This window comes from Streptomyces marianii, assembly GCF_005795905.1.
GTDB classification, from domain to species: Bacteria; Actinomycetota; Actinomycetes; order Streptomycetales; family Streptomycetaceae; genus Streptomyces; species Streptomyces marianii.
In genome coordinates this window covers 5,238,769-5,251,395 of record NZ_VAWE01000001.1, presented here as the reverse complement: position 1 = coordinate 5,251,395, position 12,627 = coordinate 5,238,769, and the positions used below count along the sequence as shown (strand labels likewise).

The window sequence follows — 12,627 nt, the reverse complement described above, 5'->3', positions numbered from 1 at the left end:
CGGGGCGTCCCAGGACGGAACAGCTAGGGCTGGGCCGGGGCCGACTGCTTCGAGTCCTCGGGGGGCGCGGAGGCGTCGTCCCCGCTCGTCGCGAGCCAGCCGCCGACACCGGCCGCCGCGGCCAGCACCAGGCCGGCCACGCCCAGTGTGATCCGGCGTCTGCGGACGGCGCCCGCCTTGTGCCGGGCGGAGCCGGGGCGGCGCTGGCCGGGAGCCCGCGGGGCGCGGGCCGTGCCGCGGGCGCCCCCCGCCAGCTCGTCGGGTCCGGGGACGCGCATGGAGGTGTGGGTGTCCCGGTTGGAGTCGGTGGCCGAACCGCGGACCAGCGGAACGGCCCCGCGGCGCCGCGGTTCGGCCGGCTGCGCCGCGTACTCCGGATCCTCGTACGGTTCCGCGGGCTCGGCGTCCGGCTCGTCCACGTCGAGCGGGGGCATCCCCGCGAGCAGCGGCAGCAGGTCGTGCAGCCTCGCCGCCAGCTCGGAGGCGCGCAGCCGGGAGGCGGGCGCCTTGGCCAGGCACTGGACGATCAGCCGCCACAGCTCGTCCGGGATGCCGGGGAGCGGGACGACGGTCTCCGTGACGTGGCGGCGCAGCACGGCGCCCGGGTGCCCGCCGCCGAACGGGGTGAAGCCGGCGAGCAGCTCGTACAGCACGGTCGCGAGGGCGTAGATGTCCACGGCGGCGCGCGGCGGAAGGCCCTCGACGATCTCCGGCGCCAGGTAGTCCGGAGTGCCGATGATCTTGGTGGCCTTGGTGCGGCGCGGTGTGTCGATCAGCTTGGCGACGCCGAAGTCGGTGAGCAGGGCGGGGTGGGCTCCGCCGGGACCGAGCCGGCCCTCCATGTCCAGCAGGATGTTCTCCGGCTTGACGTCGCGGTGGACGACGCCGGCGGCATGGGCGGCGGCCAGTGCCTCGGCGACGTCCGCGACGATCGCGACGGCGGCCGCCGGGGCCAGCCGGCGCTCCCGGTCGAGCCTGGTCCGCAGGTCGGTGCCCCGGACCAGGTCCATGACGAGGGCCAGGTCGTTGCCGTCCACGACGAGGTCGCGCACGCCGACGACGCGGGGGTGGTCGAGTCCCAGGAGTGCCGTGCGCTCCCGGACGAAGCGCCCGACCAGCTCCTGGTCGGAGGCGAGGTCCTCGCGCAGGAGCTTGACGGCGACGGGGCCCTCGGGTCCCTCGCCGAGCCACACCGTGCCCGCACTGCCCCGGCCCAGGATCTGATGGGCCGTGTACCGGCTGCCGATATTCCGTGCCAAGACTGCTCCCTCAGCGGCTGGCGTTGCCCATCAAACTACGCGGGTGTCGGGGTGCCTCGTGCCCCGGATGGCGCCAACCGTCACTTCTGCGGGGCTTTTTCCCTCACAGAAGTCGACATAACGACAGAGCGGTCGCGTGCGGGGTCCTACTGGCCCGCGCCGGTTCCGGTTCCGGTTCCGGGGCCGGACGTGCTGCTACCGAGCTCCGAGATCCAGTCCGACACGCCCGACACGGCGTCACCGATGGCCTCCCAGTAGCTCTTGCCCTGGGCGATCCAGTCCTGGAGCGGCGTCAGCTCCCAGATCAGCCAGCCCGCCACGAAGAACAGGACCAGCGTGAACAGGCAGCCCTTGAGGCAGCCGAGACCGGGGATGCGCATCGGACTGGCGCTCCGCTGCCGGGGCGGGCGCGGCTCGCGCGGCGGACGCTGGGCCGGCGGCTGCTGCGGCGGCGCGCTCCTGCGCTGGGGCTGCGGCGCGTACTGCTGTTGCGGCGGGGCGTACGGCTGCGGCTGCCGCCGGCCCTGCTGCTGGTAGGGCTGAGGCTGCTGCTGCCGGTAGGGCTGTTGCTGCTGCGGTGCCGGGCGGCGCTGCGGGCGGCGGCGCAGGGGGTCCTGGCTCGGGTCGAGGTACTGGACCTGGGTCTGCTCGTTGCGGTCCCGGGCGGCCTGCAGCTGGGACTGCCAGGGGTGCGGTCCGTCGGACTGCGGCGGGCCGTCGGGGCGCGAGGGCACGGGGGGCATCATCGCGGTCGGGTCCCCCGCCGCGCCGCGCGGCAGCACGCTGGTCGGGTCCGCGGCACCGGCCGGGCCCGACTGCGGCAGCACGCTGGTCGCGGCGTTCGGGTCGTGCGATCCGTCGCCGCCCGGGCGGTAGGAGGCGGCGTTGTTCGGCAGCACCTGGGTGGGGTCGGCCGCGCCCGGCATCCCGGGGACGGTGGCCGGCGACGGATCGGGCGCGAGCAGGGCGCCGACGCCCTCCGCCGCCTCGATCTGCGCGGGAGTGGAGTGCACTCCGATACCGGCGGCGACGACCCGGAGCCCCCGGGCCAGGCTCTCGGCGCTCGGCCGCTCGCCCGGCTCCTTGCGCAGACAGCGCTCGATGACCGTCCACAGCGGGCCGGGGACGGTGGAGGGGCGCCGGGGCTCCTCGCTGAGGTGGCGGTGGAGCACCTCGAGTGCGGTGCCCCCGGCGAACGGCGGACGGCCGGTGACCAGCTCGTACAGCATGATCCCGGCGCCGTAGACGTCCACGGCGGACGTCTGCGGGCGGCCCTCGGCCGACTCGGGCGCGACGTACGCGGGAGTGCCGACGAACTCGTGCGTACGGGTAAGGCCAGGGGAGTCGGCGAGGCGCGCGATCCCGAAGTCGGTGAGCATCGGGTGCATCTCGCCGCCCTGCTCCGCGAGCAGCACGTTGGCCGGCTTGAGGTCGCGGTGGACCACGCCGTCGTCGTGGCTGGAGGCGAGCGCGTCCGCGATCTGGGCGGTGAGCAGGGCGGCCGCGACCGGGCTGAGCGGCCCGTTGTCGCGGATGTAGCGGTACAGGTCCGGACCGTCGACGAGATCCATGACCAGGGCCAGGACGTCGCCCTCCACGACCAGGTCGCGGGTGCGCACGATGTTCGGGTGCGTCAGCCGGAGCAGGACGGACCGCTCGCGCAGGAAGCGCATCACGACGTCCGCGTCGTTCGCGAGCTCCTCCTTGAGGACCTTGATCGCGACGGTCTCGCCGGGCTGGCCGGGCACGGCCGCCTCGGCGCCCGCGGTCTCACGCTGGCGGGCTCGCCAGACGGTGCCCGTGGCGCCGCGGCCGAGCGGCTCCTCGAGCAGGTATTTGCTCCCTACCGGCCGCACGTCATGCGCTCCCTGCTGGTCGTCGGTGGAACGTCGTTCCTCGTGGTTCCGCTTCCCCGGTCCATGGTCGGCTCCGTCCGGGTGTCCGACCCACTGTAGTGCCGCCGATCGGGTCACCGGAGTGATCAGCGGATTGGCGGTTAAGACGTCCGGAACGCCCCGATGGTTGCCGAACGGCCGTGCGCCGGACGGCAGAGACGATCCCAACCAGGCACTTTTGGGCCCAGAGCCGACCAATCAAGATCACTTACGGGTGGGCCCCGGGCGCGTTGTCCGCGACGGATGCGAGGATGCCTCCAGCACGGAGCCGTGGGGTCGGGAGAGCCCCCGTCCGTGCCGACCTGCCGGGTGGGGGGAATCACAGGGCGGCTCCCCTGCCGGGCACCCCGCGCAGAAGGGACCGCCGACGGCGATGCAGATCCGGCTGACCGTCCTCGCGCCGCGCAGCGGCCAGTCCTCGCAGGGCGCCGCGCGCGCGTGCGACGTGCTCGTCACGGCCCCGGCGGGCACGGCGCTGGCGGCGGTCGCCTCGGCGCTGGCCGCGGCCGTGTCGGGGCCGGAGGCGCCGTCGTCCGGGACGGTCGTGCTCTACGCGGGCCGGGAGCGGCTGGACGCCCAGCGGTGCGCGCTCGGCGAGCCGCCGCTCGTCGACGGGGCGGTGCTGTCCCTCCAGGCGCCCGCCGAGGACGAGGCGGCCGACCACGAGGGCGCGGCGGCGCGGACGCAGCTCCATGTGATCGCGGGGCCGGACGCGGGCGGGGTCCATCTGCTGCACGAGGGCCGCATCCGGATCGGGCGCGCCGCGGAGGCGGACGTACCGCTGGACGACCCGGACGTCTCGCGGTTGCACTGCGAGGTCACGGTCGCGGAGGACGGCGGCGTCACGGTCGCGGACCTCGGCTCCACCAACGGCACGACGCTGGACGGCACTGCGGTCGGACGGCGGCCGGTCCGGCTGGGCCCCGGGGCGCTGCTGCGCATCGGCGAGTCCACTCTCCGGCTGGCGGCCGCGCAGGCTTCCCCGGACTCCGGTTCCGGCCCGTCGGTTCCTGGTTCCGGCCCGTCGGCCTCGGGCACCGGCCCGTCGGCTTCGGGCTCCCCGGCCCACGAAGTCCGTCCGGTCACCGCACCGGACGGCGAGGGCCACCTGCGGGTGCGGCGTCCCGTGCCGGGTCCCGCCCCGGACGCCGACCGCGCGGACCGGGTCCCGTCCTGGGCCCGTGCCCGCGAGGCGGGAGAGCAGCCGTCGGCGGCTCCCGGCACGGCATCGGCATCGGCCACGCTCCGGCGCGACGACGTCCCGTCCCAGGGGCGGGCGGACGGACGGGGGCCGGCGTCCACCGCCGGGGTCCGGGGCGATCACCGCGACGCCGGAGGGCGACCGGGCATACCGGACCCGCACGGTAACGCGCCGGGCGGACGCCGTCCCGCGGGCGCCTCGCCGTCCGCGTACGCGGACCGCGTCAACCGTCCGGACGAACCGGACAGCGGCGACGCACGGCAGGGCCGGACCGGAGCGCCGGGCGGGCACACGCCGGACGCCGCCGCGGCCCCGGGCACCGCCGACGCCGGCGTCCCCGGCACCGGGCGCGCCGGCGATTCTCCGTACGGCGGACGTCCGGCCACGGACGGCGGGGCCGGCGCCGGGAGCGGCCGCTTCGGCGCCGGCGGCCTGGACCCGTACGGCGGGGAGGACGCCTCCGAACGGGCCCCGTACGGCGCTGACCCGACGCGGCACGACGGACACCCCACAGGCGCCCGGGGCACCGCCCCGGCAGGCCCCGCGTACGGCACGGCACCCCGCACGGACCCGACGCACGATCGCCGGAACGCGGACGTCCCCGGTGGCCCGGACCCGTACGGCCGGGACGACGCGTACGGCCGGGACCTGCACGGCGTCCGGACGGGCGGCGGCTCCCCCGAGCCGGCGCCCGCCGCCGACGGAGCCACCACGCACGGCACGGGAGTGGTGGACGGCCTCGGGCCCGCCGGGAGCCGTCCGGAGGGCCCGGACTCCGAGCGCGGCGGGCGGCGCAGACGCGGGATAGGTGCCTGGGCGCGGCGGCTCGCCGGGGCCCGGGACGAGCCCGGCGCCCGGGAGGCGGGCGGCGGCGGGAGCCTGTCCCCCGCCGCGGAGGCCACCGCCGAGATATGGCCCGATCCCGCCGCCGTGCTGCTGACCGCCCTCGGCCCGGGACCGCGCCTGTGGGAGCGCGACGCGGGCCATCCCGAGACCCTCGTCGTCCGCCTCGGGACCGCCGACCGCTCGGACACCCCCGCCGTGCCCGTCACCGTCGGCCTGCGCGAGGCGGGGTCCCTGGGGCTCGCCGGGCCGCGGGCCCGGCTCATGGGGCTCGTCCGTTCCGTCATCGCCCAGGCCGCCGCGCTCCACTCGCCCGCCGAGCTGGAGATCGTGCTGATCAGCACCGACCGCGCCAGGCCGCTGGAGGAGCGCAGAGAGGCGTGGAGCTGGCTCGGTTGGCTGCCGCATCTGCGGCCGGGCCACGGCCAGGACTGCCGGCTGCTCCTCGCCTACGACCGCGACCAGGCCACCGCCAGGGCCGCGGAGCTGACCCGGCGGCTGGACGACGGGCCGCTCGGTCCCGGCTGGCCGAGCGCGGACCGCCGGGCGGTCGAGCAGGCGGCGGCCCGCCACACGGGACCGCGCACCCTCGTCGTACTCGACGGCGACCCTGGTTCCGCCGCACTGCGTGAGACCACGGCACGCCTCGCCGGGGGCGGCGCGGCCGCCGGCATCCATCTCGTCTGCCTCGCCGAGACCCCGCCCGCCTCCCCGCTCTCCCCGGTGGCGGCGACGTACGAGGAGGCCTGCGCCGCCTCTCCGGCCTTCCGGGAGTGCGGCGCCGCCGGACTGCTCAGCGGCGACGTGGCGACGGCGCTGCGGCTGCTGCGTACGGCCGGGGGGCAACCGGCGGGCCACGGCACGGTCGGGGTGGTGGACGCGGTCTCGGCGGCGTGGGCCGAGCGGTTCGGCCGTGCCCTGGCCCCGCTGCTGGCCGACGGGGAGGCCCCGGCGCACGGCCGGGCGGTGGCGGCCCCGCTGCCGAGGTCGGCGCGGCTGCTGGACGAGCTGGGTCTCGCCCGGGCCACCCCGGCGTCGCTGATGGCCCGCTGGGCGTCGGCCACTCCCGGTACCGCCGTGCTGGGCGCCGGCCCCGGGGGACCGGTCGCCGTCGACCTCACCTCGGAGGCCCCGCACCTGATCATCGAGGGGCCGGCGGGCAGCGGCCGTACGGAACTGCTCCGCGCGATCGCCGCCTCGCTGGCGGCCGGCGGCCGTCCGGACCGGCTCGGGCTGCTGCTCGTGGACGGCGCGGGAGGCGAGCGCGGTGAGGGCATGGCGGCTCTGACCGACCTCCCCCACGTCACCGAGCACCTGGTCGCCTCCGACCCCCTGCGGATGCGTGCCTTCGCCCAGGCGCTCGGCGCGGAGCTCAAGCGGCGTGCGGAGCTGCTGGGCCGGGAGGCGTTCGAGGAGTGGCACACGCGCCGCGAAGTCTCCGAGCCGCTGGTCGGCCAGCGCCCGCCCAGCGTCGCGGAGTCCCGCCCGGAGAGCCGGTCCGGGCCCCGTGCCGACGCGCGCGGCGATCTGGACCCGCCACCCAGCGGCACGCTCAGGCTCCGCCCGGCCGGCGGCCGGGCGAGGACCGACGCCACGGGCACGGGGGCACCCCGGCCGCTGCCCCGCCTCGTCGTCCTCGTCGACGACTACGACGCCCTCGTCGCCCCCGCGCTCGGTAGTCCGGGCCGCCCCGCGGCGGGCTCCGTCGTCAGGGCGCTGGAGGCGGTGGCCCGCGACGGGCAGCGCCTCGGCGTCCATCTGGTCGCGACGTCCGCCCGCCCCGACCGCACGGCGGACACGGAGCTCGCCCGCAGCACCCGGCTGAGGGTGGTGCTGGACACGCCGCCCTCGGCGCCTGGCCCGGAGTACCCCGCACCCGGGCGCGGCACGCTCGGACACCCGGACGGACGGGTGACGCCGTTCCAGAGCGGTCGTGTGACGGGCCGTATCCCCCGGACGGCGACCCTGCGGCCCACGGTCGTGGAGCTGGCCTGGGAGCGGATGGGCGACCCGCCGGCTCGCCGGCCCGTGCGCGAGCTGGGCAACGGCCCCACGGACCTGGCCCTGCTCGCCAGCGCCCTGGACCGTGCGGCCCGCTCCGTCGACGCCGCGCCGGTCCCGCCGCTGACATCCGCCCGCCCCTGACACCGGAGCCGAGGCGGCGGGGAGCGGGACGTCGCAGGGACGCTGACAGCACGTCACGAGCCCATCACGATCACCCAGTTGACGGCGGATGCGGTATTGCCTCGTCCCTCCCCCGGGCGTAGACCTGACCGCACGGACGGAACGGGCGTGGCCTGCGTCACAGCTGCGCCCCTTCGCAGGCGCGGGAGAGACGGGGCAGTGATGCGCACAACTCGCACAGCTCGTACGGCTCGGACGACTCGCAGCTCCGCCGTGGTGGCCCTGGCCGCACTGGGCGCACTCACCCTGGCCGGCTGCGGCGGCGAGGACGGCGACGGGGGCGCGGACGCGACCCCGGGCTCCGAGTCCTCGGCGACCGTCGAGCTGCCGAGGCTGGACGGCCAGAAGGTCGAGGTGGCGGCGGTCTGGACGGGGCCGGAGCAGGAGAACTTCACGAAGGTCCTCGACGAGTTCGAGAAGCGCACCGGGGCGACGGTCACCTTCGTACCCGCGCAGGACCCGATCGTGAACTTCCTCGGTACGAAGATCGCCGGTGGCAGCCCGCCGGACGTCGCGATGCTGCCCCAGGTCGGCGCCGTCAAGCAGGCCGTGGACCAGAAGTGGGCCAAGCCCCTGGGACCGGAGGCCAAGGCGCAGCTCGCCGAGAACTACGCCAAGGGCTGGCAGGACCTCGGTTCCGTGGACGGCACTCCGTACGGCGTGTACTTCAAGGCCGCCAACAAGTCGCTGGTCTGGTACAACAACGCGGTCTTCGAGAACGCCGGCGCCTCCGTGCCGAAGAGCTGGAAGGAATTCCTGACGACGGCCGAGACGATCTCCGCGTCCGGCGTCACCCCGGTCTCGGTGGGCGGTGCGGACGGCTGGACGCTCACCGACTGGTTCGAGAACGTGTACCTCTCCCAGGCCGGACCGGAGAAGTACGACCAGCTGGCCAGGCACGAGATCAAGTGGACCGACCCGTCCGTCGCACAGGCCCTGACGACCCTCGGTGAGTTGTTCGGCAAGCCGGGGCTGATCGCGGGCGGGGCGAGCGGCGCGCTGCAGACCGAGTTCCCCAAGTCGGTCACCCAGACCTTCACCGGCGGCGACCAGCCCAAGGGCGCGATGGTCTTCGAGGGCGACTTCGTGACCGTCAACATCGCGCAGACCGAGGCGGAGATCGGTACGGACGCCAAGGTGTTCCCGTTCCCGGCGGTCGGCGACCGGGCCCCGGTGGTGACCGGCGGTGACGCGGCGGTGGCGCTGAAGGACACCAAGGGCGCCCAGGCCCTGCTGACGTTCCTGGCATCCCCCGACGCGGCGCGGATCTGGGCCGGGGCCGGCGGCTTCATCTCGCCGAACAAGTCCCTGGACGTCGCCGCGTACCCGAACGACGTGCAGCGGGAGATCGCCAAGGCGCTCATCGCCGCCGGGGACGACTTCCGTTTCGACATGTCGGACCAGATGCCGCAGTCGTTCGGCGGAACACCCGGCAAGGGCGAGTGGAAGGCCCTCCAGGACTTCCTGAAGAACCCGAAGGACGTCGCCGGCACGCAGGCGCGGCTGGAGGCCGACGCCGCCAAGGCGTACGGGAACTGACGCCGCGATGGCGTCCCCCGAGACGTCCGCCGGCAAGGCGGAGGGCTCCGCCGCGCCCTCCGCCGCCGGGGGCGGCGTGCGCAGGAGCGTGACCGGCACCAGGGGTCTCGTCGCGGCCGGCTTCCTGCTGCCCGCGCTGGTGCTGCTCGGCGCGCTCGTGGTCTACCCGATCGGGTACTCGGCGTACCGGTCCTTCTTCGACCGGTCCGGCGACGGCTTCGCCGGTCTCGGCAACTACGTCGAGATCTTCACCGACGACACCATCCTCACCGCCGTCGAGAACAACGCGATCTGGGTGGTCGTGGCGCCGACCGTGGCGACGGCCCTCGGTCTGATGTTCGCGGTGCTGACCGAGCGGGTCCGCTGGGGCACGGCGTTCAAGCTCGTCGTCTTCATGCCGATGGCGATCTCGATGCTCGCCGCGGGCATCATCTTCCGGCTGGTGTACGAGCAGGACCCGGAGCGCGGTGTCGCCAACGCGGTGTGGGTGGGCGTGCACGACACCTTCGCCGAGTCGGCGAGCTTCCCCAAGGCCCGCCCGAGACCCGACCACGCGCTGAAGCCCGCCGGGGGCGGGGCGTTCGTCACCGAGCAGCCGGTCCGCGCGGGCACTCCGGTGCGGTTGCCGCTGGTCGGCGTCCCGGCCGACCGGATGCCGTCCGACGCCCGGCCCGCGAGGACGGCACCCGCCGCGGCCGACGGCCGGATCACCGGAACCGCCTGGCTCGACTTCACCCGGGGCGGCGGCGGCACGGTGAACGCCGTCGACGCCGGGGAACCGGGCCTGAAGGGCATCGCGATCGAGGCGGTCAAGGACGGCCGGGTCGTCGCCACCGCGTCCGCGGCGGCCGACGGTACGTTCTCGCTGCCGGAGAAGGCGGACGGCGCGGTCCTCCGGCTGCCCGGGAGCAACTTCCGGGAGCCGTACAACGGCGTGGACTGGCTGGGCCCCTCCCTCGTCACCCCGGCCATCATCGGCAGCTACCTCTGGATGTGGGCGGGCTTCGCCATGGTGCTGATCGCCGCGGGGCTGGCCGCGGTACCCCGTGAACTCCTGGAGGCGGCACGGGTGGACGGCGCCAACGAGTGGCAGGTCTTCCGGCGGGTGACCGTCCCGCTGCTCGCACCGGTCCTGGCCGTCGTCATGGTCACCCTGATGATCAACGTGCTGAAGATCTTCGACCTGGTGTTCATCATCGCGCCCGGCTCGGCGCAGGACGACGCCAACGTACTGGCGCTCCAGCTGTACCGCTCGTCGTTCGGCACGGACGCGCACCTGGGCGTCGGCAGCGCCATCGCCGTACTGCTCCTGCTGCTGGTGATCCCGGTGATGGCCTTCAACATCCGCCGGATCCGAAGGGAGACGCGCCGATGAGCACCGACAGGCCGACGCGCACCGACAGCGCGGGCACCTCCGTCAGCGCCGGTCCCGCCGCGTCCTCCGGCCCCGGCGCCGGTACCGGCCCCGTCCGGTCCAGGCCGTCGCTCGCCTCGCGCATCGCCGCCCGCACAGGCGGCGGGGTGCTGCGGGTCGTCCTCGTCCTGGTGGGTCTGCTCTGGCTGCTGCCGACCGTGGGACTGCTGCTCTCCTCGCTGCGTTCGCCCGCCGACATCAGCGCGAGCGGCTGGTGGGAGGTGTTCACGGCGCCGGCGCAGCTGACCACCGAGAACTACGCGCGGTTGCTGCGGAACGAGACCATCACCGACTCACTGCTCTCCACGATCGCGATCACCGTGCCCGCGACGGTGCTGGTGGTGGTGATCGGGTCGCTCGCCGGATACGCGTTCGCCTGGATGGACTTCCCGGGACGCGACTGGTGGTTCCTCGCCGTGGTCGGGCTGCTCGTCGTCCCCGTGCAGGTGGCGCTCGTGCCCGTGTCGAAGCTGTTCGGCACGATCGGCATCTTCGAGACGACGACGGGTGTGGTGCTCTTCCACGTCGCCTTCGGACTCCCTTTCGCGATCTTCCTGCTGAGGAACTTCTTCGCGGAGATCCCCAGGGAGCTGCTGGAGGCGGCGCGGCTGGACGGCGCCGGCGAGATCCGGCTGTTCACCCGGGTCGTCCTGCCGCTCGGCGGGCCGGCGATCGCGTCGCTGGGCATCTTCCAGTTCCTCTGGGTGTGGAACGACATGCTGGTCGCGCTGATCTTCGCCGACTCCGAGTCGCCGCCGATCACGGTGGCGCTCCAGCAGCAGGTACGGCAGTTCGGCAACAACATCGACGTCCTGGCGCCGGGGGCGTTCGTGTCGATGCTCATCCCGCTCGCGGTGTTCTTCGCCTTCCAGCGCCAGTTCGTCTCCGGGGTGATGGCGGGCGCGGTGAAGTGACGGCACCGCACCCCGGGGTGGTACAGAACGGCGCACAACGGGATCCACCCCACGGGCCCGCACGCACGGTCGCCGTATCGACCGGGTGTGCGGGCCCGGGTGCGCGAGCCGCCCGCCCCACATCCGTGCCCCACCCGCTCCACATCTGCCGGCCAACGCCCCGACACCTTCGGGCACTAGGACCGGGGTGGCAGCCTTCGTCGTTCCGAGAGAGAAGACATTCATGTCCCAGACGAGCGCACAGGTGCAGTTCCCCGACCGGTCCACGACGCCCGGCGGGGACGAACTGCCCCGGCCCGCCCGGCTCGACGATGTGAAGGGGTGGTTCCGGCCGGTCGACCAGCTGCTGTTCGACTGGTTCCTGGGCCATCAGCGGGACCACGGGCACGCGGGCGATCTGCTGGAGCTCGGGGCCTACCTGGGCAAGAGCGCGATCTTCATGGGTTCGTACCTGCGGCCCGGCGAGGAGTTCACGGTCTGCGACCTCTGGGACTCTCCGGCGCCGGACGCGTCCAACAGCGCCGAGATGGACCGCTCGTACGCCACGCTCACCCGTCGCGCCTTCGAGGCCAACTACCTGTCCTTCCACGACGAGCTGCCGCACCTCGTCCAGGCACCGACCTCGGTGATCACCTCCCGGGTCCGCGCGGCCGGCTGCCGCTTCGTCCACATCGACGCCTCACACCTGTACGAGCACGTCCACGGCGACATCCGGGCCGCCGAACGGCTCCTCACCCCCGAGGGCGTCGTCGTCTTCGACGACTTCCGGGCCGAGCACTGTCCCGGGGTCGCCGCCGCCGTCTGGGGTGCGGTGGCGACCGCCGGGCTCACACCGCTGTGCATCACCGGGACCAAGCTGTACGGCACCTGGGGAGACCCCGCGCGGGTACGCGCGGAACTGCTCGGCTGGCTGCGGACCCGTACGGACCTGTGGCACGGGGTCGAGGAGGTCGCCGGCGCTCCGCTGATCCGCATCGACGGCCGCAGGGCCGAGGCCCCGGAGCACCCGCGCTCGCGCCACAGGGCGGAGCCGGTCACCGACGGCGCGGGGGCGGACCGCTCGGCGCCCGCCCCGGCCGCGGGCCCGGCACCCGCTCCGCCGCACCGCCGGACCGGGACGCCGCGCGTCCGCAGGCTGGTCCGCGACCTGCTTCCGCCACTGCTGACCCGCGCGCTGGTGCGGACCTTCCGCCGGAGCACGTAGCCAGCCCCGGCCGCGGGCCCGGCACCCGCTCCGCCGCACCGCCGGACCGGGACGCCGCGCGTCCGCAGGCTGGTCCGCGACCTGCTTCCGCCACTGCTGACCCGCGCGCTGGTGCGGACCTTCCGCCGGAGCACGTAGCCAGCCCGGGACGTGGGCCGGGGCGCGTAGCGGCCG

The 12,627-nt window shown here is 75.0% G+C and carries 7 protein-coding genes; 5 read left to right on the top strand and 2 right to left on the bottom strand.

What is annotated here, in order from left to right; translation table 11 throughout:
- Positions 1–23: 23 nt before the first annotated feature.
- Both FEF34_RS23670 and FEF34_RS23665 read right to left on the bottom strand, forming a co-directional pair.
- Positions 24–1,259, bottom strand: a complete 1,236-nt coding sequence (locus tag FEF34_RS23670; protein WP_138054936.1) for a serine/threonine-protein kinase — start codon at positions 1,257–1,259, stop codon at positions 24–26.
- A 146-nt stretch (positions 1,260–1,405) separates the two neighbouring features.
- Complete coding sequence (locus FEF34_RS23665; protein ID WP_138054935.1) at positions 1,406–3,115, bottom strand: serine/threonine-protein kinase; 1,710 nt, start codon at positions 3,113–3,115, stop codon at positions 1,406–1,408.
- A gap of 412 nt (positions 3,116–3,527) precedes the next feature.
- On the opposite strand from FEF34_RS23665, the gene FEF34_RS23660 reads away from it, so the two are divergent.
- The 5 genes from FEF34_RS23660 (at position 3,528) to FEF34_RS23640 (ending at position 12,453) form a co-directional block, all read left to right on the top strand.
- Positions 3,528–7,343, top strand: coding sequence for an FtsK/SpoIIIE domain-containing protein (locus FEF34_RS23660; RefSeq protein WP_138054934.1), 3,816 nt, complete (start codon positions 3,528–3,530; stop codon positions 7,341–7,343).
- Positions 7,344–7,544: 201 nt separating this feature from the next.
- The gene (locus tag FEF34_RS23655) at positions 7,545–8,921 is read left to right on the top strand and encodes an ABC transporter substrate-binding protein (protein WP_171053064.1); all 1,377 of its coding nucleotides are present in this window, start codon (positions 7,545–7,547) and stop codon (positions 8,919–8,921) included.
- 7 nt (positions 8,922–8,928) lie between these two features.
- Positions 8,929–10,296 (top strand): carbohydrate ABC transporter permease, encoded by a 1,368-nt coding sequence (locus FEF34_RS23650; protein ID WP_138054933.1) that lies wholly within the window; start codon positions 8,929–8,931, stop codon positions 10,294–10,296.
- Positions 10,293–11,249 carry a carbohydrate ABC transporter permease gene (locus FEF34_RS23645; RefSeq protein ID WP_138054932.1) on the top strand — a complete coding sequence of 319 codons (957 nt, stop codon included), beginning with the start codon at positions 10,293–10,295 and terminating at the stop codon, positions 11,247–11,249. Before FEF34_RS23650 ends, FEF34_RS23645 begins: the two co-directional genes overlap by 4 nt.
- Positions 11,250–11,472: 223 nt before the next feature.
- Positions 11,473–12,453, top strand: coding sequence for a class I SAM-dependent methyltransferase (locus FEF34_RS23640; RefSeq protein WP_171053063.1), 981 nt, complete (start codon positions 11,473–11,475; stop codon positions 12,451–12,453).
- The last annotated feature ends 174 nt before the right edge of the window (positions 12,454–12,627 follow it).